General features: G+C 35.9%; 19 protein-coding genes and 1 pseudogene. 10 read left to right on the top strand and 10 right to left on the bottom strand.

The window, feature by feature from the left end; all coding sequences use genetic code 11:
• Position 1 precedes the first annotated feature (1 nt).
• On the bottom strand, positions 2–586 hold the full coding sequence (locus HQN62_RS03690) for an RNA polymerase sigma factor (protein ID WP_173503367.1): 585 nt from the start codon (positions 584–586) through the stop codon (positions 2–4).
• 567 nt (positions 587–1,153) lie between these two features.
• Between HQN62_RS03690 and HQN62_RS03685 the strand changes: the two genes are divergently transcribed.
• The 4 genes and pseudogenes from HQN62_RS03685 (at position 1,154) to HQN62_RS03670 (ending at position 7,407) form a co-directional block, all read left to right on the top strand.
• On the top strand, positions 1,154–2,146 hold the full coding sequence (locus HQN62_RS03685) for a hypothetical protein (RefSeq protein WP_173503366.1): 993 nt from the start codon (positions 1,154–1,156) through the stop codon (positions 2,144–2,146).
• Positions 2,147–2,279: 133 nt separating this feature from the next.
• Positions 2,280–4,229, top strand: coding sequence for a DUF7849 domain-containing protein (locus HQN62_RS03680; RefSeq protein WP_173503365.1), 1,950 nt, complete (start codon positions 2,280–2,282; stop codon positions 4,227–4,229).
• A gap of 37 nt (positions 4,230–4,266) precedes the next feature.
• Positions 4,267–6,932, top strand: a pseudogene (locus tag HQN62_RS19085) (CHAT domain-containing protein).
• Positions 6,933–6,969: 37 nt separating this feature from the next.
• Positions 6,970–7,407 carry a retropepsin-like aspartic protease gene (locus HQN62_RS03670; protein ID WP_116796351.1) on the top strand — a complete coding sequence of 146 codons (438 nt, stop codon included), beginning with the start codon at positions 6,970–6,972 and terminating at the stop codon, positions 7,405–7,407.
• Here HQN62_RS03670 and HQN62_RS03665 read toward each other — a convergent pair.
• From HQN62_RS03665 to HQN62_RS03655, 3 genes are all read right to left on the bottom strand, one after another.
• Positions 7,382–8,617, bottom strand: a complete 1,236-nt coding sequence (locus HQN62_RS03665) for a TCR/Tet family MFS transporter (protein ID WP_116796352.1) — start codon at positions 8,615–8,617, stop codon at positions 7,382–7,384. The genes HQN62_RS03670 and HQN62_RS03665 overlap by 26 nt on opposite strands.
• Positions 8,618–8,706: 89 nt before the next feature.
• On the bottom strand, positions 8,707–9,933 hold the full coding sequence (gene odhB / locus HQN62_RS03660) for a 2-oxoglutarate dehydrogenase complex dihydrolipoyllysine-residue succinyltransferase (RefSeq protein WP_173503364.1): 1,227 nt from the start codon (positions 9,931–9,933) through the stop codon (positions 8,707–8,709).
• Between the two features lie 80 nt (positions 9,934–10,013).
• A complete protein-coding gene (locus HQN62_RS03655) occupies positions 10,014–12,788 on the bottom strand; it encodes a 2-oxoglutarate dehydrogenase E1 component (RefSeq protein WP_173503363.1) in 2,775 nt (924 codons plus the stop codon).
• Positions 12,789–12,907: 119 nt separating this feature from the next.
• Between HQN62_RS03655 and HQN62_RS03650 the strand changes: the two genes are divergently transcribed.
• Positions 12,908–13,459 (top strand): hypothetical protein, encoded by a 552-nt coding sequence (locus HQN62_RS03650; RefSeq protein ID WP_173503362.1) that lies wholly within the window; start codon positions 12,908–12,910, stop codon positions 13,457–13,459.
• A 130-nt stretch (positions 13,460–13,589) separates the two neighbouring features.
• Here the strand turns inward: HQN62_RS03650 and HQN62_RS03645 are convergent, their stop codons facing one another.
• Together HQN62_RS03645 and HQN62_RS03640 are read right to left on the bottom strand one after the other, a co-directional pair.
• Positions 13,590–13,943: a hypothetical protein gene (locus HQN62_RS03645; RefSeq protein WP_173503361.1), complete on the bottom strand. Its 354-nt coding sequence runs from the start codon at positions 13,941–13,943 to the stop codon at positions 13,590–13,592.
• Between the two features lie 155 nt (positions 13,944–14,098).
• Complete coding sequence (locus HQN62_RS03640) at positions 14,099–15,073, bottom strand: polyprenyl synthetase family protein (protein ID WP_173503360.1); 975 nt, start codon at positions 15,071–15,073, stop codon at positions 14,099–14,101.
• Between the two features lie 271 nt (positions 15,074–15,344).
• Between HQN62_RS03640 and HQN62_RS03635 the strand changes: the two genes are divergently transcribed.
• The 5 genes from HQN62_RS03635 to HQN62_RS03615 all read left to right on the top strand — a co-directional run bounded on the left by HQN62_RS03635 (position 15,345) and on the right by HQN62_RS03615 (position 22,348).
• A complete protein-coding gene (locus tag HQN62_RS03635; protein ID WP_111409744.1) occupies positions 15,345–15,866 on the top strand; it encodes a YceI family protein in 522 nt (173 codons plus the stop codon).
• A 103-nt stretch (positions 15,867–15,969) separates the two neighbouring features.
• Complete coding sequence (locus HQN62_RS03630) at positions 15,970–16,569, top strand: TetR/AcrR family transcriptional regulator (RefSeq protein ID WP_116796357.1); 600 nt, start codon at positions 15,970–15,972, stop codon at positions 16,567–16,569.
• Positions 16,566–17,918 carry a TolC family protein gene (locus HQN62_RS03625; protein WP_116796358.1) on the top strand — a complete coding sequence of 451 codons (1,353 nt, stop codon included), beginning with the start codon at positions 16,566–16,568 and terminating at the stop codon, positions 17,916–17,918. The genes HQN62_RS03630 and HQN62_RS03625 overlap by 4 nt, the downstream gene beginning before the upstream one ends.
• 6 nt (positions 17,919–17,924) lie before the next feature.
• Complete coding sequence (locus HQN62_RS03620) at positions 17,925–18,989, top strand: efflux RND transporter periplasmic adaptor subunit (RefSeq protein WP_173503359.1); 1,065 nt, start codon at positions 17,925–17,927, stop codon at positions 18,987–18,989.
• 182 nt (positions 18,990–19,171) lie between these two features.
• Positions 19,172–22,348: an efflux RND transporter permease subunit gene (locus HQN62_RS03615; protein WP_173503358.1), complete on the top strand. Its 3,177-nt coding sequence runs from the start codon at positions 19,172–19,174 to the stop codon at positions 22,346–22,348.
• Between the two features lie 190 nt (positions 22,349–22,538).
• Here HQN62_RS03615 and HQN62_RS03610 read toward each other — a convergent pair whose 3' ends face one another.
• From HQN62_RS03610 to HQN62_RS03595, 4 genes are all read right to left on the bottom strand, one after another.
• The gene (locus tag HQN62_RS03610) at positions 22,539–22,964 is read right to left on the bottom strand and encodes a VOC family protein (RefSeq protein WP_173503357.1); all 426 of its coding nucleotides are present in this window, start codon (positions 22,962–22,964) and stop codon (positions 22,539–22,541) included.
• Positions 22,965–22,983: 19 nt separating this feature from the next.
• Entirely contained in the window at positions 22,984–23,463 is a 480-nt protein-coding gene (locus tag HQN62_RS03605) for a DinB family protein (protein ID WP_173503356.1), read from the bottom strand.
• Positions 23,464–23,521: 58 nt separating this feature from the next.
• Entirely contained in the window at positions 23,522–24,118 is a 597-nt protein-coding gene (locus HQN62_RS03600; RefSeq protein WP_173503355.1) for a dihydrofolate reductase family protein, read from the bottom strand.
• Between the two features lie 126 nt (positions 24,119–24,244).
• A complete protein-coding gene (locus HQN62_RS03595) occupies positions 24,245–24,796 on the bottom strand; it encodes a dihydrofolate reductase family protein (protein ID WP_173503354.1) in 552 nt (183 codons plus the stop codon).
• Positions 24,797–25,228: the final 432 nt, after the last annotated feature.

Genomic DNA, 25,228 nt, shown 5'->3' with positions numbered 1-25,228 from the left:
GCTAGGTGTTTTTTATAGATTTAAAGCGATTGGTTTCCTGAATCCATTGCGTCAATTGACCAATGCATAGTGATTTTTTCTTACGTACATAACCGTATGTTACCGCTAGCTTTTCGGCCACTTCCTCCATCGATGGAAGCGTAAAACTCAACTTCAACAACTCTTGGCATTTCTCCCCGAGTTTTTGAAACATCATATCATACAGTTGTTGCTTCTCATCAAATTGTTCGGTCTGCAAAACCATCTCATCAGCAGATTCATGTATAGATGTCAAATCGTCTTTAATTGTTACCCCTTTATTCGAATGTTTTTTCAACTCATTGAGCCACTTTCGTTTACACAGCAAAAAAAAGTACGCATCAAATGGGCACGTCAATCGTAACTGTCCCGATTTGGCCTGATTGAAGAGTAAAATCAGCACCTCCTGAATTACATCCTGCGCCCTATCTTCATCACCAGAATTGTTCTTTATATAATGAACCACTTTTGGCACAAACTTCTTGTAAATAGCATGAATAATCGCCGAATCATTATTCGCCAATCCTTCAATATACATTTGATCGGGATGAACAGTCGTTGGAGCCATAAAAAAACTTTTTACCGAAAATACTAAAAAAAGAGAGAAAACCATTACCCGATCTCTTTTATAAATACCAATAAACCTTTGGGCGTAACCCCATTATAACAAGAGGCCTACTCGACTTTGCGCATATTCGGCCTCTTCTCCTAATGCGGTCGGGCTATCCGTGCTACTTCGGTAGCTTACTGCTATCCCTTACGCAGAGACGTAAAATCAGATATTCCGAACTAAAATCAAAGCAAGGGGTAACAATTATAAAACCAAGTTGATATAGCGGTATAAATCAATAATTGGAACTTTTTAAAACTTTTAGAGTATGGAAAATTTAAAAAAAATAGGAGTCTCATTCGTCAATAAACTTTGGACTTTAATTACTCGATGATAAAAACAAGGGTAACAAATCAAAACTAAAGTTGATATAAGAATGAAATTAGAATTAAAAAAGAAATTTCAAAAACAAGGGTAACAATATCAAACCTTAATTGATATAGACAAAAGAAACTATAATTAACAACCAGAATCTGAAACAACCTCTTGGACATTTCCAAGACAGATTTAAAAAACTTAGAAATCATGAACAGAAATTTAAAATCAATCGCTCTTTTATTTTTAGGAACAATCGCAATGGTAAGCTGTACAAACGACAACATTACCGATAACAATGAAATTCAAAATGTTCCACCGACTGCCTCTGAATTGAAAGACGTAAGAACCGAAGCACTAACCAAATTAAAACAAACATTCACAATCACCGAAGCTTCTGGATCAGTAACCCTAACTTCAGCGAAAGGAGTAAAATTAATAATCAACAGAGACTATCTTAGAAAAAATGGAGTCGCAGTGACCGGTGCTATCAACATCGAATATGTTGAATTATTTGACAAAGGACACATGCTAGTAGCCAACAAACCTACCATGGGATTAACGACAGATGGAAAGAAAAACTTACTGATTTCTGGCGGAGAATTCTACATCAAAGCAACCCAAGACGGAGTAGCACTTGAATCATTAGCCACAATGACCCTTCTTGTCCCAGCAAGCTTAACCGGAGGTATTGAAACAGGAATGCTACTTTGGACAGGTAATTTAGAAGACCCGGAAAACTTAGTTTGGAGAAACGTTGCTGATGCTGCTGGCACCAACGGTGGAAAAGGCGGAGTACAAGGAGAAGGTGGTAACTATTATGTTTCATTTGGAAACTTTGGATGGACCAATGTTGATAAATTCTACAGCGACCCAAGACCTAAAACCACAATTCTTGCTGCTGCACCAACAGGATATGACAATACCAATAGCGCCATCTATTTGTCATACGATGGAGAAGGTCAAAATGCTCTAGCCAAACTAGACACTTATACTGCCGCAGGATTATTCAGTGAGCACTACGGTCAAATTCCAATCGGGTTGGCTTGTCACGTAATTTTTGCCACCGAAGAGAATGGACAATGGAGATATGCCATCAAAGCTGTTACTGTAGCTGCAAATGATGTTTACACTTTCACATTAGCCGAAACAACTGTAGGGACCGAAGATCAATTAATAGCCGCAATCAATGCTATTCAATAAGTTACAAATTCAAATAAAGAAGAAAAAGTGGTGATTTGCTCACCGCTTTTTTTTACATTTAAAAAATAATTTGAATTTAAATCGCGTTTTAGAACGCTCCAAAACCTATAATGACTGACCAAAATAACCAAATATGAACAAATCGCTAGTAGTACTTTTTCTAATCATTGCATTCCCTTTTTACGCACAAGTAAAAGTAAAAGATACCATTACCCGAAGAGCAAATATAGGATACGATCAAAAAGGAAATTTAGTCAATTTCAAACCCGAAACACCTCCATTAATTCCTATTGCGGGAGCTCCAAAACCAAGTTACTCCTATTTGTGGGAATTGGGCGATGGCCATTACAGTAAAGAAGCTGAACCCAAACATGTCTATAAAAACAAAGGAGTTTATACTGCACGACTGGCTGTAACCAATAATTATGACAACGGAAAACCTCCGGCTACCAGACCGAAAAAAGTAGTAGTCAATGATATCGAAGATACCAATTACAAAGACATCGCATCGATTGCTGATCAAAGCGGATTGACTATTTTTAAAAATTGCGACCCCATTCCAGAACAGGAAATACAAGTAGTGGTGAGTTATGAAAATTTGGAAAACTATGTAACTAATGGAAAACTCTATCTTTTTTTCAATGAAAAGCAATTCAAAAACAACAATTTCGATTTACAGGAAGTAAGATCTTATTTTAATGAAAGAACCGTAAAAGAAAACAATGTTGTTTCAGCAGATGATATCGATAATTCAAACCGTTATTTGGCTTCGAATGACACTTTGGCCTTCACCAAAAATTATAGAGAAACAACCAATGAAACCAATTTGGATTCCACTTTATTAGCAGCAAAAAATATGTATAAAGATGTTTCCATTTTGGAAATAGACGATCACAATCCCGGCGAGACCCGAAATGTTTTTTATACTTTCAAAACCACTCGTCAAATGATCAAAGACACCAGTGCCACCATAACGATGCGAAGTATTTATGTCCCCAACCGAAGTTTTAAAAACCATAAAATAAAAAATCTGGAAATGGAAATTGTCACTTCCCACGACCCCAACAAAATGGGCTCCAACGGAAGTTTCATGAATTACAGATTTGTACGTTACAAAAGAGTCAAATTCAAAACCAGCTTCCAAAACAACGGTGAAGGTCCAGCCCGAAAAATTCAGCTCGAAACTGATATTCCCGATATGTTTGACAAAACTTCATTAAAAATTGAAAGCATGTATCCCGAATGTCCCATTTGTCCCAAAGGCGAAGTGGCAACTACCAGTTGTTTGGACGTTATTGAAAGAGAAACCCAGATATTTTTCGTTTTCAGAAACATCTATTTGCCCGGAAGCAACCAGAAAAATGTAAAAGAAATTGACAGCACCAAAGGATTTGTAAAATACTCGATGAAATTCAATGAGGATTTCCATAAAATAAAAACCAAAAGCAGAACGGCTATTATTTTTGACAAAAACGAACCCATAATCACCAATTATGCCACTACCCGATTCACTCCCGGTATATCTATTGGAGCCAAAGCGGGTTATAACTTTTACTCCAATTTAGACAATTCCAAAAGTTATTTTGTTGGCGCCACTGTTTCTCCTTTCAAATCGTATCGCTATTATGGGCAAGCCGAATTTTTAAATAGTTTTACGTCTTATGATGGAGCAACCACTTTCTCAGAAAAAGTTGATCAAAGTGCAGGCACAGTGAATTTAAAAAAAATCACCACATCCATTGAAAACAAAAATATTAACTGGGAAATTCCAGTATTGTTCCGATATAACATCTCCACTTATTTTGGCGTCGGGGCAGGATTCCAAATCAATATGAATGTATCCGAACAGCAAACACAAAACATCAAAACCGATGTCTACGAAGGAACTTCAGACAAGTTCCTCATACGAACGGAATACTCAACCACTACATCCTCAAATTCGTTTGCCGAATTAAAATCGGGACTATTATTCGACTTTACAGCTGGTTTTGCAAGAATTGGTCCTAGCTTGGGAGCGCGTTATGTACTCAACTTTGACAATAACTTTAATTATATTCAGTTGTATGGTATATGGAAGTTCTAGGATTTAATCCCTAGAAAACACCAATAAGATAAAAGTTATGCCAAAAAAAATAATCTTCTTGTACCTCTTAATTTCTCTGAATGTATTCGGACAAAAAAAACACACGCAAGAAGATATAACCTATGATGCTATCGATTATTTTGTCGCCAATCCATCATTGGAAGGAATAAATAACCTCAACACCATTGAAGCCAATTTTTGGAAAAACCAAGACAAAAAATCAAAAGAAGGATTGCTATCCATCGTGATTTTAAACTGCAACAAAGCCTATTTCGAAAATGAATTTGGCAAAACAAACCAAGCCATAACCAGTTATGAAAAGGCTTGGAAAACATACCAAACCTACCAACTCACTGATTACGATATTATTGATTATTGCCTAAAACCATTAGGTAATTTATACACAATAATGGGTGATTATGACAATGCCGAAAACACCATCAAACACTATTATTTTATTGCCAACGAGGAGAAAAATGAAAGCGCTAAAATAGCGGCCATTATCAACTTATCCAATGTATATCAAAGTTCTGGCAAAAACAGCATGGCTATTGATTTATTAGAAAACACCTTAAAAACAGCAAAACTTTCCTCAATTCAAAAAGGGATTTTATTGAATAATCTTGGAAATAATTATTTGCTAAGCGCCAAAAAAAAATCCTTCGCACCAAAAACATTCTTCAAGGCAGAGGACTGCTACAAAAGAGCGGTTGAGCTTTTAAAAAATGAAAAAAATCAATCCGAAGCTTTATCCAATTGCTATCGAAACCTAGCATCCCTTAACGGACAAAGAAACGATTTTGAAGAAGCAAACAGCTATTTCGCAAAAGCAAAAAACCTTTTCTTTTCCTCCAAAAACCGTGGTGTTCGATCCATAGCAAAGTTATATTATGAAGAAGCTTTGCTGTTTTATGAGCAAAGAAAAATACCTCAAGCACTTCAATCTGTTCAGCTTGTTTATCAAACCTTAATTCCCTTATACAGCAGTCAAAAAAGAACTGTACCACTGCAAAGTTCCTTGTATGCCGAAACCGTTTTACTCGACGCTTTAGATTTACAAGCCGACATTTATAACCAACAAAACCAACCTAAGAAAGCATTACAGATATATAGCCTTTGTTTTCCTATCGAAGAGTTAATGGGTAGTTTGTTGCTTTATGAAAATTCAAAAATCATCAACCAAGTCCGGATGAGCAATCGAACCGAAAAATGCATTGCTATTTATAACCTTTTATATAAAAAAGAAAACAAAATCAGTTATATCGAAGAAGCTTTTCAACTCGCTGAACGCACCAAATCGGGTGTTTTAAAAAGTGAGCTTTCCAGAAACAAAGCTGCTTCAAAAAAAGAAAAACAAAAAATTCAAGAATTGCAATTTTGGAATAATGAAATCCTTAAAGAACAACAAAAAGGCGAATACGCCAACATTTACAAAATAAACAAAGCCATCAAAAAGCAAAACGAAACAATGCTTTTGCTTAAAGAACTTCAGGCTAATAACAGCAGCTTTAAAGAAGAATCGATAGATTTGAATGCATTGTATTCTAAACTCGAATCTGATGATGCGTTCATGGTTTACTATTTTTCGGGTTATGAGAACATGTATTATTTTGTTTTGGGAGAATCTCAAAATCCAAAAATTGCATTACATTCATTTAGCAATAATGCCCGCTACTCTGTTTATTTTTGGCAATTTATCGCTTATTTTAATGATGCCAATGTTATTACAAATGACATAAATGGCTACAATCATTTTGGAAAGATAGCCTATGACAGATTACAATTCCCCAAAAACGCATGCTGTAAAAACTTAGTAATCATACCGGATGGCGTTCTCGATTTTCTTCCGTTTGAGGCTTTAATCACCGAGGAGTCAAACACCACCAATTTTGAAAAAATGCATTATTTGTTGCATGATTTCAATATTGCCTATAATAATTCGGCCACTTTTTATTTAAATGCGAAACCTTTTATACCAAAAGAAAAAACGGTTTTGGGCATTTTTCCTGTTTTTGAAAAGACCAATTATGCATTGACCTATTCAAAAACCGAATTACAATCCATTAAAACCAGTTTCAAAGGACGTTTTTTTGAAAATGATTCTGCCACTTTTCAAAACTTCAAAAATAATGCCTCAGGTTATTCCATACTGCATTTGTCAACCCATGCCACTGCCGGAGACATAGAAACACCTGCCAGCATTAAATTCTACGATCGCGAAGTCCTATACTCCGAGCTATATCACCTTGACATAAATCCGAATTTGGTTGTCTTAAGTGCTTGCGAAACGGGAATTGGTAAACTCTACAAATCTGAAGGAGCGATGAGTGTTGCCAGAGGATTTCAGTTTGCAGGAGCTCAAAACTTATTATTCTCTTTATGGAAAGTAAATGATTATACAACATCCGTATTCATGGGGATTTCTACAAATATGTCAAACAAAATGACTCCTATTTTGAGGCCAATGCAAAAGCCAAACTCGATTTTTTAAAAACCAAAAACATCTCAAATGCCAAAAAATCACCGTATTATTGGGCAGCTTTCGTATATTATGGCAGTTTGGAAAATAAAGAAAAAAACAACTATGTACTAATAGGATTTGTAACTATTGCTACACTTATTGGTTGTTTTTTATTATTCAAATTAATCGCTAAAAGAATAAAAAAAGAAAAAATCAAGTCCAAAAAGAAAAAGCATCGTTAGGAATACTATTTTTACCTTGCAAAAAGTCGCTTCCCACATGAAAAACTTACACGAAAAACTAAAGAAGGTAGATTATAAAAAAGTCAAGTTTAAAGTCACCAAGACACAGCACCTTTTGATTAAAGCAAAAATCAATGGAGTCAAAGGAAATTTTATATTGGATACGGGCGCTTCCAACAGTTGTGTGGGATTTGAAAGTATTGAACATTTTGCATTGGAAGCCAAAAATTCCAAAACCAAAGCTTCGGGTGCAGGAGCAACAGGTATGCTCACACAAACCGCCACAAACAACAAACTTCGATTAGGCAAATGGAAAAACAATAAACTAGACCTTGTTATTTTTGATTTATCTCACGTCAATGAAGCTTTGAGTCACTATAAAGTAAAGCCCGTTCATGGAATTATTGGTGCCGATGTTTTAATGAAAGGCAAAGGAATTATTGATTACTTTAACCATTGTTTGTATTTGAAGTAGCATATTTTTTCAACGAAAAATATGAAACAATACCACTAACCATCATCAATAAACCACCAAGAATAAATGGCATTCCTGCAAATTCAAATGGTGAGCCTTTATGTGTAAAATAATAAAAAAGGCTCGACATTATGGGTGGTCCAATAATGGTTGCGGCACTCATTAAACTCGCAATTGTCCCTTGAATTTCGCCTTGTTCTGATGGCAAAACATGATTCGAAATTATGGCTCGCAATGCTGGACCAGCAATCCCGGCAAGACAATATGGAATCAAAAAGAGAAACATCATCCAACTTTCCGAAGCAAAAGCAAACAAAAACATTCCAATTGTATATAATGTCATGCCAACATAAATACTTTTTTCGTTTCCAAATTTCCGACTAGTCCATCGTATCAATCCTCCTTGAACAAGACTTACTAAAACACCAACAACACCTAGTGAAATACCGACCATTTTTTCGTCCCAGCTAAATTTGTACATGGTAAAATAACTCCAGTTACTTTCTACCGCATGCGACGCAACGTAAATCAAAAACAAAGCAAATAATAATCCATATAGCGAAGGGTGTTTTTTTAAATTCAAAAATGCACCAATTGGATTGGCTCTTTTCAAATTCAATGGTCTCCTATTTTCCTTTGATAATGATTCGGGCAAAATAAAATAACCGTACAAGAAATTTAGTAAACACAAAACTGCTGCAGCATAAAACGGGATTCTGGAGCCATAATGCCCCAAAACACCTCCGATAACAGGCCCAATTATAAATCCGAGCCCAAAAGCCACACCAATCATACCAAAGTTTTTGGCTCTATTTTCAGGCGTACTCACATCGGCTATATACGCCGAAGCTGTTGAAATACTTGCTCCTGTCAGTCCGGCAATTATCCTCCCTATAAATAACCATGTAATCGTTGGAGCAAATGCCAATAAAATATAATCCAGGGAAAAAGCAAAAAGCGAAATTAGGATTATGGGTCTTCGCCCAAATTTATCACTCAAATTACCAATTAGTGGCGCAAACATAAATTGGGTTATCGCATACGCAAAAGTTAACCAACCACCGTATTTTGCTGCTTCGCTAACATCTCCATGAATCAATTCTTTAATCAGTTTTGGAATAACTGGAATAATAATTCCCCAGCCTGTAATGTCGATTAACATTGTGATGAAGATAAAGCCGATAGCAGCTTGTTTTTTGTTTGAAGCCATAAATAGTATTTGATTTGTCAGGCAAATAAACAAAAAAACCGTCTCGTTTTGGAACGAGACGGTTTTTTTTATTTCATGAATTTGTCAAACTACAATTCCAATGCTTTTTTAGCATTACCGCCCATCAACAATTCTAATGGATTTTCTAAAGCTTCTTTTACAGCAACTAAGAAACCAACAGACTCACGACCGTCGATAATTCTGTGGTCATAAGAAAGAGCCACATACATCATTGGGTGAATTTCCACTTTACCGTTTACGGCAATTGGACGCTCGATAATGTTGTGCATTCCAAGGATTCCAGATTGAGGAGGGTTGATAATTGGCGTAGATAACATAGATCCAAAAACACCACCATTAGTAATTGTGAATGTTCCTCCAGTCATATCATCAACTGTGATTTGTCCGTCACGAGCTCTAAGTGCCAATCTTTTAATTTCAGCTTCAACTCCACGGAAAGTCAAGTTTTCAGCATTACGAACTACAGGAACCATCAATCCTTTTGGTCCAGAAACTGCGATAGAGATATCTGCAAAATCAAAAGCGATTTTATGGTCACCATCCATCATAGAGTTTACGTCTGGATACAATTCTAAGGCTCTTGTAACTGCTTTAGTAAAGAATGACATATATCCTAAACCAAGGCCACCATGTTTTGCTTTGAACGCATCTTTGTATTCGTTACGAATCAAGTTGATTGGCGTCATGTTTACTTCGTTGAAAGTAGTCAACATTGCTGTTTCGTTTTTGGCAGCAACCAATCTTTCGGCTACTTTACGACGTAACATAGACAATTTCGTTCTTTCGGTACCACGAGATCCACCAGTTGGAGTTCCCATAGATGGCACAGCATTTACAGCATCATCCTTTGTGATTCTTCCAGCTTTTCCAGTACCTGTAACAGTAGCTGGAGCTATGTTTTTCTCTTCCAATATTTTTTTGGCCGCTGGTGATGGCGTTCCTGCAGCATAAGAAGCTACAACAGGAGCCGCTTTTGGTGCCTCTGCTTTTACTTCAGCCTTTGGTGCTTCCACCGCTTTGGCAGCTTCAGCAACTGGTGCAGCACCAGCTGGTTTTGCGCCATCAGTATCGATAAGGCAAACTACTGCGCCAACAGCAACAGTATCTCCTTCTTCCGCTTTTAGCGTGATAATTCCACTTACTTCCGCTGGCAATTCAAGAGTTGCTTTGTCTGAATCAACCTCTGCAATAGCTTGGTCTTTTTCTACATAATCTCCATCCTTTACTAACCAAGTTGCAATTTCAACTTCTTTGATTGATTCCCCTGGTGATGGGACTTTCATTTCTAAAATCATACAATTTTTGTTTAAAGTTTAAATTGTTTAAAGTTTCAAGCTGTGTTAAACCTGAAACTTTAAACCTGAAACAATTCTTTTTATCTAAATAACGTTTTGTCAAATACCATTCTGATTGCATCGGCGTGACGACGTTTTGCACGTGTGTAACTACCTGCAGCAGGTGCAGCGTACTGACGTAATGAAGCCAATCTCCATTTTACTAGATCAAAATTCATTAACATATAACTGTAAGCTCCCATATTTTTAGGCTCTTCTTGTGCCCAAACATAATCATCGGCATTTGGATATTGGGCAATGATTGCTTTTAATTGCTCTACTGGCAATGGGAACAACTGCTCAATTCTTACTACCGCCACATCTTTTCTACCGTTATTTTCTCTCTCAGCAGTAATATCATAATAGAATTTACCAGTACAGAAAACCAATGTTTTTACATCTTTCTTGTTAACTGTAGTATCATCAATAGTTTCTTGGAAACTTCCGTTTACCAACTCCTCAACAGAAGAAACACATCTTGGATCACGCAGTAAACTTTTTGGAGTAAATACGATTAATGGCTTACGGAATTCCGTTTTCAATTGACGACGTAACAAGTGGAAGAAGTTGGCCGGCGTAGTACAATCGGCAACAAACATATTTTGTCTTGCACAAAGTTGTAAGTAACGCTCCATTCTAGCCGAAGAGTGTTCTGCTCCTTGTCCTTCGTATCCGTGTGGCAACAATAAAACAATACCGTTTTGATTGTTCCATTTATCTTCACCACAAGAAATATATTGGTCAATCATAATTTGGGCTCCGTTTGAGAAATCTCCAAATTGTGCTTCCCAAATGGTCAACGCTTTTGGACTTGCCAAAGCGTATCCGTAGTCAAAACCTAAAACACCGTATTCTGACAAGTGTGAATTGAAGATATTAAAGTTTCCTTTTTTATCTTTCAAACTGTTTATTAAAATTACCTCTTCTTCTGAATCTTCTACTTTAACCACGGCATGACGGTGGGAGAAAGTTCCTCTTTCTACGTCCTGTCCAGAAATACGAACGTCAAAACCTTCTTGTAATAAAGACCCGTAAGCTAAATGCTCCGCCATTCCCCAATCCAATTTGTCCGTTTCAAAGAACATTGTTTTTCTGTCGTTGATTAGTTTTTGAATTTTACTAATAAACTTTTTATCCGTTGGTAAGTTTGAAATAGCATTGGCAATTTCAGTTAATTTTTCTTTTGGATAAGAAGTATCCACTTTTTCCAACATTTGAACAGCTGTTACTTGTTTGTAACCTTGCCATTCGTTTTGCATAAATGGAGTAATGATAGTCAAATCTTTTTTACGAGATGCTTCTAAATTAACCTCCAAAGTAGCTTTATATTCTTTCTCTAAACCATTAACATAAGTAGCGTCAATAACACGCTCTGCCAATAATTTTTCGGCATAAATGTCTCTTGGATTTTGATGCTTTGCAATAATTTTATATAAAACAGGTTGAGTAAAACGAGGTTCATCACCTTCGTTATGACCGTATTTTCTATATCCTAACAAATCGATAAATACATCACGTCCAAATTGCATTCTGTAATCCAATGCAAAAGACATTGCATGAACAACTGCCTCGGCATCATCTGCATTTACGTGTAATACTGGCGAAAGTGTTACTTTGGCAACATCAGTACAGTATGTAGAAGAACGAGCATCTAAATAATTAGTTGTAAAACCAACCTGATTATTGATTACGATATGAATGGTACCACCTGTTTTGTAACCGTCAAGCAATGCCATTTGAATGATTTCATACAAAATACCTTGCCCAGCAATTGCAGCATCACCGTGAACGGCAATCGGCAATACTTTTGAAAAGTCATCCGGGAAATATTTCTCTTGTTTTGCTCTGGTAATTCCTTCAATAACAGCTCCAACCGTTTCTAAATGAGAAGGGTTTGGCGCTAAATTGATATTGATGCTTTTACCAGTTCTTGTTTTTTTGTCGGCAGTAAGACCTAAGTGGTATTTTACGTCTCCATCAAAATATTCCTGATCGTAATCTTTACCGTCAAATTCACCAAAAATGTCTTGAGTCGATTTGCCGAAAATATTTGCCAAAACGTTCAAACGACCACGGTGAGCCATTCCCATTACAAATTGCTCTACTCCTTGTTCGGCTGCTTTTTCGATTAAAGCATCCAATGCTGGAATAATTGTTTCCCCTCCTTCTAGTGAAAAACGTTTTTGACCTACATATTTAGTATGCAAAAAGTTCTCAAAAGAAACTGCTTGATTCAGTTTGTTCAATATATTTTTTTTCTCATCCGCAGAAAAATTTGGCTGATTATTGTTTACACCCAATTTATCTTGAACCCACTTTACAACACCAGGATTTCTGATATACATATATTCAACACCAATATGCTGGCAGTAAATTGCTTTAAGACGTGTTATAATATCTTGTAAGGAACTAGGCGGAATACCTATAACTTGCGCTGCATCAAAAACTATTGATAAATCAGCGGTTGTTAATCCGAAATTTTCGATATCCAAAGTTGGCGTAAATACTCTACGATCACGAACTGGATTTGTTTTAGTAAACAAATGACCTCGAGAACGGTAACCATCGATTAATTTCAATACATTGAATTCCTTTTGCAATTTGTCTGAAACTAAACTGCAATCCACAGTACCAGTGGACACTTCAACAATTTGCTGAACAGGATTTTCATCATTATATGTGGTCATCCCAAAGTCAAAACCTTGAAAAAAACTTCTCCAACTTGGCTCTACGCTATCTGGATTTTCTAGATATTGATCGTATAGTTGCGCGAAAAATTCTGTATGTGCTGCGTTTAAAAATGAAAACCTATCCATAATATTGTTATTGAATATACTTTTGTTAAATAGTCCGGCAAAAATACAATAAAGCAAATTATTTAAATCTATTTTTTTACGTACTTTTACGTAAAAATTTGTTAAAAAAAGCCTGAAGTATGAAAAAATCTACCTTTTCCTCCCTAACAAAGTACCTTTTCATCTTTTTTACCTTGCTCTTTTACGAAAACGTAATAGCTCAATACCAGCAAACTCCTCAATCGAGAAGTCCGTTTTGGAGTAATGTACAATTTGGAGGTGGATTAGGATTGAGTTTTGGCAGTGGATACACTGATATCTCTATTGCTCCGAGTGCTATTTATAATGTAAATCCTTATTTAGCAGTTGGTCTAGGCTTACAAGCCAGCTATGCTTCATCCAAAGGATATTACGATTCCGGAATTTATGGAGCAAGTATACTCACCTTCATTAACCCAATTCCTCAAATTCAGCTGTCGATAAATTTAAATCAATCCTATGTTAATAATCATTATGAAGCCTACAATGGCTATAGTGGCTATACCGATAATTTCTGGAATACTGCTTTGTTTCTTGGAGCGGGTTACCGAACTGGAAATGTAACCGTTGGACTTGCCTATAATATATTATTTGACGAAAATGACAATGTCTATGGTGATGCCCTTATGCCTTTTGTGAGAGCTTATTTTTAATCGAAGTTACTAAGTTTCTGAGACGCTAAGTTTCTAAGTCTTCAAAGAATCCATAACACAACATTTTTACTAAATTACAAGTCAAACTCTTAAAAATCTTAGAAGCTTAGTAACTTAGATTCTTAGAGACTTATTTGTACTTATTCCTGAACCAAACTTTCTGCCATTCTCTTTTCAAAATTAAAAAAGCAACTTGTTCCGCAAGAATAACCAAATCAGAACCGTCTAGTTTTTTGACTTCCTCTTCGGAAACATCAATGATATAAAGCAAATTAAGATACTCGGCAAATTTGTACTGAATAAGTCTGTAGATTTTTTCGTGCAATTGCACTTTCAATTCGTCTGGACTCAGACTTATTGGAAAATCTACCGCTTCGTTTGCCAAATTAAAATCCTTATTCAATTGAACAATCAAATTAACATAAAGCGTTTCTTTCTCAGCTTCCTGGAGCAGTAAATCGGTACTTATTGGTGCTATAAACATGGAGATTTTAGATTGCAGATTTTAGATTTCAGAGTGATGATTGCTTCGCATGTTCATCTTTAAGGCTTGGGTAACGATTTTTGATTTCAGATTTAAAAAGAGGTCGGTTTAATCGAATGCAAAACTTCTAAAATCTGCATTCTGAAATCTTAAATCTAAACCTTCCTTCCCATCAGGTTTTCACCAAAAGTCCTTAGCATTTCTTTTTTAGGTAGTTCAATATCCATTTTCTCTAAGGTTTCAAATGCCTTGAAGGTATACATTTCTATAGCTTCTTGAGTAGCCCTTGATGCACCTGATTCATTAAAAATAGCTTTTGCAATTTCTATTTTCTCGGCATTATCTTCTAATTGCGAACTGAATAATTTCTCTAATTCCGAAGCTCTTTTAGGAGTTGAAAATTCCAATGTTTTTAAATACAAATAGGTTTTTTTGTTTTCGATAATGTCCCCTCCTACTTGTTTTCCAAAAGTTTCGGGATCACCAAAAGCGTCTAAATAATCATCCTGCAATTGAAAAGCCAATCCTAAATTGAGTCCAAAATCGTAAATTAAATTAGCATTTTCTTCGGATACATTGGCAATAATAGCGCCCATTTTCATGGCAGCCGCTACCAAAACAGCCGTTTTGTATTCTATCATTTTGAGGTATTCCGGAATGGTAACATCTTTTCGGGTTTCAAAATCGACATCCCATTGCTGGCCTTCACAAACTTCGAGAGCTGTTTTGCTGAATAACTTAGCCAAATCCCTAAAAATAATTGGCTCGTATTGCTCAAAATATTGATAAGCCAAAATCAACATGGCATCACCCGAAAGGATTCCGGTGTTGATATTCCATTTTTCATGAACGGTTTGCGAACCTCTTCGCAGTGGCGCATCATCCATAATATCATCATGAACCAACGAAAAATTATGAAAAACCTCAACCGCCATCGCCGCCGGAAGTGCTTTTTTATAATCTGCGTTAAAAACTTCAGCAGTCATTAAAGTCAAAACAGGACGTATTCTTTTCCCACCCAAACTCAATATATAATCTATGGGCTCATAAAGATTTTTGGGCTCTTTATTTACACTTTGGTTTTTTAAATAACTAACAAAAAAATCTTGGTACTGACTGATATCGTGCATAAATGAAAATCTGATTTGCGAGGCCCAAAGATACAATTCAAATATGAATTATTGCCTTGCAAATCGGAGTAAAATAGAGGCATAGTTTTTGCCTATACATTTATTTTAAAAAAACATTGGAAACTTTATTGGTATTTAAAGTTTCCTGCTTACATTTGCGTCATCAAAAACAAAAGAAACTATATTAGTGTTTAAAGTTTCCATTGTATTTGCACTATCAAAATTTTATAAAACAAAACATCAGGAAATAACATTACTTAAAATAAGAATCATGGAAAATGAATGGGCAATTGATTCAAACGGATCAGACGTATTAATAAAATCTAGACATTCTCTAATAGGCTACATGCCTGGAAACAAAAACAATTTCAAAGGACACGTAGCCATACAAAATGACGAAGTGGAGGATGCATCGATTGAATTTTCATTAAATGTAAATGACAAAGAATCCAATTCGATTCAAAAAAATAAAGATCCAAAATTCACCGATCTTTTTGAGGAAGATGAAACGCCTTTGATACAATTCAAATCAACTTCTTTTCAGAAGATTAACAAAAACATCAATTTCCTGAAAGGCTTCTTGACAATAAAGAACATCACCAAAGTGGTTGAGTTGGATACCGAATTTATCGGATTCAATAATTACAATGGTGTTCAGAAAGCCTCTTTTGAAATTACGGGAAACATCAACCGTAAAGAATTTGGACTGAATTACAATATTCTTTCACCAAATGGAGGTCACCCGATAGGCAGAGACATTAAACTCATTGCCAACTTAGAATTTTCACATTAAGAATAACCAGTTCTTATAAAGCACAATAACAACCCAAAACTCATTTGACAACTAACTTTTACTGTATTATTCCAAATTTTTATTACAATAAGTTACCCATAAAATGAAAGAGAAAATTATATCAAAAGCAACAGAACTCTTCTTAAAACTTGGTTTTAAGAGTGTAACTATGGATGACATTGCCTGTGAAATGTGCATTTCAAAAAAAACGATTTACAAATTTTTTTGTAACAAAGAAATTCTAATCGCAGAGAGCACCGAGATGGTCCATAAAACGATTCATGAAAGCATTGATACAATCGCAGCAAAAAATCACAATGCAATCAAAGAAAATTTCGAAATCAAAAAGATGTTCAAAGAAATGTTTAAATCTGGAGAAGCTTCACCAGCTCATCAATTGAAAAAACATTACCCTGAAATCTATGACAAAGTAATGTCTAGGGAAATAAACGAATGCAACACGGTCTTTAAACAAAATATTGAGAAAGGGATTCAACAGGGTTTATACCGGGAAAATTTGGATATCGACATCTATGTTAAATTTTATTACAACCTTATTTTCAGCATTCACGGGATGACGAGTTCTGAAAAAGAATCACAGAAATTAGAATTAGAAGCATTAGAATATCACACTAGAGCAATGGCAACACCTAGTGGAATAATAGAACTAGAAAAACAATTACAAAATCCAACTTTATCATGAAGAGAATACTTTTATTAACATTCTTAACCTTTGCTCTCACCGCACAATCCCAAGGGGTAAGCACAACAGCAACAAATCCGCTTACGCTAAAAGCGGCAATTACCTACGCACTCGAGAACAAAGCCGATGCTAAAAAAGCAAGATTAAGTGTTGAAAACAGTGAATACCAAATCGAAGAAGTTCGCTCAAGAGCTTTGCCACATATCACAGCAAACGGAAGCTTAACCTATAATCCTATTTTACAAACCAATGTAATTGACGGATCTGCTTTTGGTGCTCCAGGAACTACAATTCAGGCTTCTTTTGGACAAAAATGGACATCGGGCGCCGGAGTTTCATTAAGCCAAACGATTTTTGACCAATCTGTTTTTACAGGATTGAGAGCGGCGCAAACCACTCGTGAATTCTATCAAATAAACAATCAATTAACAGAAGAACAAGTAATTGAAAAAGTAGCCAACAACTACTACTCTGTTTACGTACAACGCGAAAGATTGGCTTTATTGGACAGCAATTATGTGAATACCTCAAAGGTTCGCGACATTGTAAAAGGACAATTTGATAATGGCTTGGCCAAAAAAATTGACTTGGACCGAATCATCGTAAAAATGTCTAACATTGATACGGATCGTCAACAAATCAAAAACCAAATTCAATTACAGGAAAATGCATTGAAGTTTTTTATGGGAATGCCTATTGAAACTGAAATCGTGATTCCTAAAACAGAATTTGAAGCAACACCAGCTGCACTATCTGAAGCGCCAAATACTGAAAACAGAACGGAATACTTGCTTTTGAAAAAACAAGAAGAATTATTGCAATTTCAAAAAACTGCCATTAAAGCGGAATATTACCCAACACTTTCTTTGGTGGCTGGATACAACTACATAGGACAAGGACCAGAAGTACCTCTTTTTGCAAAACCTGCCGATGGTGTTTATTGGTCGGATTACTCTGCAATTGGATTGAATTTGAGAGTGCCTATTTTTACTGGTTTTGGAACTCGTGCCAGAGTAAGACAAGCTGATGTTGACATCAGAACGTTACAAGAAGACATTAAAGACACGCAACTTTCTCTTGATTTAGATTACAGAAACGCTAAAACTCAAATTGAGAACAACATTATAACCATCAGAAATCAAAAAGAAAATATGCGTTTGGCCGGAGATATTTTGAAAAATACCAAAAACAATTATCTACAAGGTTTAGCATCATTGACTGATTTATTGGATGCCGAAAACGCATCACTTGAAGCACAGAACAATTATACCAGAGCTGTATTAGCCTACAAAATAGCAGAAATATCATTAATCAAATCAAAAGGAGAACTTAAAACCCTATTAAACTAAAACAAGATGAAAAAGAATATAATAACCATAGCCGTAATTTTAGGAGCATTAGCGCTTATCGCTTTTACTTTAAATAAGAATAAAGCGGAGAACAAAGCTAAAACTGATATTGTTGCCGAAAAAAATGCAGCGGTATCCGTAAAAACAGCTCAGGTAAAAACAGAAGATGTTTCATTGGATTTCTTAGCCAATGGAAATTTTGAACCAATTCAAGAATTGACTTTTTCTGCTGAAAAATCAGGTAAAGTAATCAGTGTTTTAGTAAAAGAAGGTGATTATGTAAATGTTGGTCAAACATTGGTAATCGTTAGAAGCGACGTTATAAACGTAAATGCACAAACTGCAAAAGCAACTTATGACAATGCAAAATCGGATTATGACCGTTATGAAAACGCTTTTAAAACAGGTGGTGTGACCAAACAACAATTGGATCAGGCAAAATTGGCTCTGACCAATGCCGGAAACAACTTGAAACAAGCCAACATCAACGTAGGAGACACTAAAGTAAAAGCTCCAATTAAAGGTTTTATCAATAAAAAATACATTGAGCCAGGTTCTATTTTGACAGGAATGCCAGCAACTGCAATGTTTGACATTGTGAATGTATCTAAATTGAAATTAAAAGTTACGGTAAATGAAAGTCAAGTAGCGAGTTTGAAATTAGGAAACACTATAAACGTTACTTCAAGTGTATTTCCTGATAAAACATTTGCAGGGAAAATTACTTTTATTGCTGCCAAAGCTGATGAAAGCCTGAATTTCCCAGTGGAACTTGAAATCGAAAACAACGCTGACAAAAGCTTAAAAGCGGGAATGTACGGAACTGCCAATTTTGGTTCTAAACAAAAACTACAATTAAAAGTAGTTCCTAGAAATGCTTTCGTAGGAAGTGTGAGCAGTAATGAAGTTTTTGTTGTAGAAAATGGTATCGCTAAATTGAAAAAAGTAGTCTCTGGAAGAATTATAGGAGAACAAGTAGAAATAGTTGACGGATTATCTGATGGTGAAACTGTAATTGTTACAGGGCAAATTAACTTGCAAGACGGTAATACAGTAGAAATTATTAAATAATTGTAATATGATTAACCCTGACTAATACCAAACTGATATAATTATCCACAGATTAAAAAGATTTTCACAGATTGCATTCACATTAGAGGAGAAATCTGTGCTAATCTTTTTAATCTGTGGCAAAAAAATGTTTGCTATTCTTCGCGAACTATCATAAAACTTCAAGACCAAAATAAAGAAATATGAAATTAGCAGAAATATCCATAAAACGTCCGTCGTTGATAATTGTATTGTTTACGATTCTTACCCTTGGTGGACTGTTCAGCTATAGCCAATTGGGCTATGAATTGATTCCTAAATTCGAACAAAACGTTATCACCATTGCCACCGTTTATCCTGGAGCTTCTCCAAGTGAGGTCGAAAATACGGTTACCAAAAAAATTGAGGACGGAATCGCCTCTTTGGAAAACATCAAAAAGATTGATTCCAAATCATACGAAAGTTTGTCTGTAGTTACGGTTACATTGACAACACAGGCAAAAGTTGATATTTCGATGAATGACGCACAACGAAAAATCAATGCTTTGATAAGTGATTTACCGGATGATGCCAAAACACCGTCCTTATCTAAATTCTCGTTGAGCGATTTACCGATTATGACTATTGGTGCCAACGGAAAAATGGACGAAGCTGCTTTTTATGATTTGATCGATAAAAAAATCGCTCCCGTTTTATCCCGTGTAACCGGTGTGGCTCAGGTAAATATTATTGGTGGTCAGGAAAGAGAGATTCAAGTGAATCTTGATGCCGTAAAAATGCAAGGTTACGGACTTTCGGTTCCACAAGTACAACAAGTTATTCTGACTTCGAACTTGGATTTCCCAACAGGAAACATCCAAACCCGTAATCAAAAAATATTAATTCGTCTTGCCGGAAAATACAAGAATGTTGAAGAACTAAGAAACTTGGTTGTTTCTTCGAAAGGCGGAATTGAAATTCGTTTGAGAGATATTGCCGACGTACAAGATGCTCAAAAAATTGCCGAGAAAATTTCTCGCGTCGATCAAAAAAGCGCGATTATTTTACAGGTAATTAAACAATCAGATGCGAATGCCGTAGCGGTAAGTGAACTATTGCATAAAAGCATTAGTAAATTAGAAAGCGATTATAAAACCAATCAATTAAAACTGGAAATAGCCAAAGACAGTACGGTTTATACCCTGGAAGCTGCAGATTCTGTAATTCACGATTTAATGATCGCGGTAGTATTGGTTGCCTTTGTAATGTTGTTCTTCTTACACAGTATCAGAAACTCATTGATTGTAATGGTTTCGATTCCTGTTTCGTTAATTGCGACCTTCATCGGAATTTACCTAATGGGATATACGTTGAACTTGATGAGTTTATTGGGACTTTCACTTGTTGTGGGTATTCTGGTCGATGATGCGATTGTGGTATTGGAAAATATCTACAGGCATATGGAAATGGGTAAAAGCCGTGTTCGTGCAGCCTTTGACGGTACTGCCGAAATTGGTGGAACTGTAACTTCGATTACATTGGTAATTGTGGTGGTGTTTTTACCAATTGCAATGAGTTCTGGATTGGTATCCAATATTATTACACAGTTTTGTGTTACCGTAATTATTTCAACATTGTTTTCATTGTTGGCTTCGTTTACTATTATTCCGTGGTTGTCTTCTCGTTTTGGGAAATTGGAACATATTGAAGGCAAAAACTTGTTCGGGAAAACGATACTTGGATTCGAAAGTTATTTAACTCGTTTTACAAACTGGGTTACTGGATTATTAAACTGGTGTTTGGATCATTATTTCAAAACAATTGCTGTTGTACTTGTCTTGTTCTTCGGATCAACAATCGGATTAATGGGTGGTGGTTTTATTGGTGGAGAATTCTTTGCCTCTTCAGATAGTGGGGAGTTCTTAGTTCAAATCGAAATGCCAAAAGACGCTTCATTGGAACAATCTAACTTTATGACTCAAAAAGCGGAAGCCTTTTTGAAAAACGAAGAGTATGTTCACAGCCAGATTACGACTGTAGGACAAACCAGTGAAGGTATGGGTGCTGCACAAGCTACTGCTTACAAAGCGGAGATTGACGTAAAAATGATTGACCAAGCAGAACGTACAGATGATGCTTCAGTATATGCTGCAAAAATCAAACGTAAATTGGAAAAAGTATTGGTTGGAGCCAAAGTAAAAACAGTTCCAGTTGGAATTTTAGGTACTGCCGAAAATGCAAAACTTGGACTGATTGTAACAGGGCCTTCTACAGAAGCTGCCATGGCTTTCGCCAAATTAGCCGAAGCTGAATTGCGTACCATTCCAGGAACAACCGAAATTAAATTAACCGTTGAAGACGGAAATCCTGAAATCAATGTACAGGTTGATCGTGATAAAATGGCTGCGTTAGGACTAACACTACAAACTGTAGGTATGACGATGCAAACTGCTTATAGTGGTAATACTGATGGTAAGTTTAGAGCTGGTGAATACGAATATGACATCAACATTAAATACAATGCTTTTGACAGAAAAAATATTACTGACGTAAGTAATCTGATTTTCATCAACAATGCGGGTCAACAAATAAAATTGTCACAGTTTGCTGCTATTACTGAAGGTTCAGGACCTAGCCAATTGGAACGTCGTGACAAATCGGCTTCGGTAACGGTACAAGGTCAAAACGTTGGGGTTCCAACAGGAACTATTGTAACACAATGGCAAGCGAAACTGGACAAACTTAAAAAACCAGTTGGTGTAAATTACATTTGGGGTGGTGATCAAGAAAATCAAAGCGAAGGTTTTGGTACTTTAGGAATTGCTTTATTGGCCGCTATTGTCTTGGTTTACCTTGTAATGGTTGGTTTGTATGATAGTTTTATGCACCCGTTTGTGGTATTGTTTGCTATTCCGCTTTCGTTTATTGGAGCGATGCTGGCTTTGGCATTGACGAATAACACATTGAATATATTTACCATTTTGGGTATCATTATGTTAATTGGTCTGGTGTGTAAAAATGCGATTATGCTTGTGGATTACACCAACCAACGAAGAGCCGCAGGAGAATCTATCAGAAGAGCATTGATTCAAGCGAATCACGCTCGTCTTCGTCCTATTTTGATGACAACAATTGCGATGGTTTTCGGTATGTTCCCTATTGCATTGGCTTCTGGAGCTGGTGCCGAATGGAAAAACGGTTTGGCTTGGGTAATTATTGGCGGATTGATTTCATCGTTATTCCTAACCTTGATTATTGTTCCTGTTATTTATGAAATCATGGAGAAAATCAAAGCCAAATTATCTAAAGGTGAAAAAATCGATTATGAAGCCGAAATGGTTGCCGATTATGATCATAAAGAACTAAGCGAGGATGGTTTTAATCCGAAGCATACGGTTTAAAAATAGGTTGCTTACTAATTCAAAAAAGGGCTTTCAAATATATTGAAAGCCCTTTTTTATGGATTTAACAATGCTCTTTTCGGAAAAAGTCGGGAGACTTTTATCCTATTTTGAGTTTTCAAGAACTTGTAAAAAACGCAAAGTCATGAGACTTTGCGGAGCGGGGGGATAGGTCTAAAGCCGTCCCTGGTTATACTTTTGCTACAAAATCGATCATCCATTCAATGCCGTATTTGTCTCTAAACATACCAAAATAAGAACCCCAAGGGCTGTCACCAATAGGGTATTCAACATTTCCGCCTGCCGAAAGTCCGTTAAACAGCTTGTCGGCTTCATCACGACTTGCTGGCATAACACATATTTTAGATCTGTTTTCATTTTCATTTACTTTACCCATAATTTCCGGAACGTCATTGCCCATCAAAAAATTTGGGCCAATAGATAAAGCAATGTGCATTATTTTATTGGCTTCCTTTTCGGGTACCGGATATTCATCGTTTGATATGTCTTTGAAACGAACAATTCTTTCGAACTTTCCACCAAATACTGATTTGTAAAAATTGAATGCTTCTTCGGCATTCCCATTGAAGTTAACGTGAGGATTGATAAGTGCCATGATTTCTATTTTTTAAAAATTATTTAAGTAATACTAACTGACCTGAATGGTATTGCAAATGGGAGGTTCTGGTGATGATGATATTTAACTTATTGCGATGGGGTTCATTAACAAAATCTTCGGCAGAGACTGCGGTATGTTTTTCAAACCATTCTTCGGGTTTCAAGCTATCAAATTTTTGTTTTAATACTTCACATTGTTTGGCCCAAAAATTTCTCAATTCTGCTGCCGTTGGAATTTGCGTTACTGCTTTGTCAGGCGATTTAATAAACGGCTCATACAATTCGGGATAAAGTTTTTCACCCAAATCCAATAGTTTCAGCATTTCGTCGTGTACTGCTATTAAATGTCCCAATAAATAAATCCCTCTGTTTTTGCCCGGTGCAATTTCCTTTTGCAAAGCTTCGTCAGTTATACTATTGAGAATTGCATTCAAATTCGTAATGGATCCATTCCATCTGTCGAATGTCATTTTTATAAATAGTTCTGTTGTGGCCATCTTATTAATTTTTATTTTTAGGGTTGTTATAAATAGCTCTTTTAAATTTCGTTTCTCCTTAAGCTCCCATTGTACCGGTCTCGACTTCTCCGCCACGTTTGTATTTGGCAATAATCACTCCGGATGGTGTGACCACACTTTCCGTTAAAGTATAAGCTGCAGGAATCGATCCATCATCAAACAACTTTTTTCCTTCACCAAGAATCAGCGGGTGAATTTTGAGACTGAGTTCGTCCACCAAATCATTCTTAAGCAATAGTTTTACTAATTTACTGCTGCCCCAAACTTGAATATCCAAACCATCTGAATTTTTTAGCTTTTTTATATCTTCCAAACTTTCGATAAATGCAGTGTTTTTCCAGCCTGATGTAGTAACCGTATTAGACATAACATATTTTTTACCATCATTGATACCAGGCCAAATATCGGCATGTTCCGGCCAGAAGGATTCCCAAATCTCAAATGTTTTCCTGCCCAAAAGATAATCTGCAGGTTGTTCCAGTTCTTTTTGCACTACTCTGCCACCAACTTCATCATCGAACGGTGCGCTCCATCCGCCAAATTTGAAACCTTCCGACGGATCTTCCTCGGGTCCACCGGGTGCTTGCATTACTCCATCTAATGAAATAAAGGACAAAACAATTATTTTTCTCATGCTAACTATAATTTTAGTTTTTAAAAAGTAAATACAATGTCAATATATGCGAATTTTTATCACCACTGTTTAATAGAAACGCTTCACCCGACTTTACGCCAAAACTCTGTTAGCGATTCATTTTTTCTATTCTTTTTTCAGTTCGTAGTAAAGGATTACTGCACCACCACTAAAGGTTTTAGTTTTTATAAGTTTAAGAATAGTCCTTTCGTTTATATTTTCAAATAACGGCAAACCGGTTCCCGCTATCACAGGATAAACACAAAATTGATATTCATCAATCAAATTAAGTTTCATTAACTGTATGATTAAACTCCGGCTACCAACTAAAATCGCTCCACCCGATTGTTGCTTGAGTTCTAAAACTTCTTCTTCAATTGTTTGATTTGACAATTTAGCGCTGTCCCAATCGGTATTCTTCAGCGAATGTGAAAAGACGATTTTTGGAATTTTGTCAATAGCCATAGCAAAGTCGTCCATTGATTTTTCCCCTGAAGGATTTTTAACCAAAGTTTGCCAATATTGCATAAGTTGATAGGTTATTCTGCCGTATAGAATTGCATCTCCTTCTTTTAATAGTTCCGTATAATGCTGATGAATTTCTTCATCGGGAATTCCTGCCGTATGATCGAAAACCCCGTCAAGTGTCATATTGATAGCTGCAATTATCTTTCTCATATCTTGTCTCTAATTATCATTTTATCATTCGTTGTTGTTTTTGCGAACATCTTACAATGACCACTAATTCATTTATAGGTCTTGCAAAATCACTCTAATCGACCTTAATTTGGGGAGTTTGGTCTGAGAAAAAGGGTAGTTGTATTGCCTTTCAAATTTAATAAATAATATTTACAAATAAATTTTGTACGCTAGTAATCAAAACTTTATCCGTCCCCTTGGATATACGCAACAAAATTGAAATTGTTTCCATACCAAAAAAAATTTCACTCTTGAAGAGCCTTTACAACAGACACATTACAGTAATTTTATCCAATGTTATTCGTACTTTCAAAAAAAAATTAAAAAAAACAGCATTTCTGTAAAATATATATCCTGTTCATTTGTCTACATAAATAGAAGGCTTCTAGAAATGAATTTAAAAACAAATAA

The organism is Flavobacterium sp. M31R6, assembly GCF_013284035.1.
Lineage (GTDB): Bacteria > Bacteroidota > Bacteroidia > Flavobacteriales > Flavobacteriaceae > Flavobacterium.
This window is presented reverse-complemented; position numbering and strand designations above follow the sequence as displayed.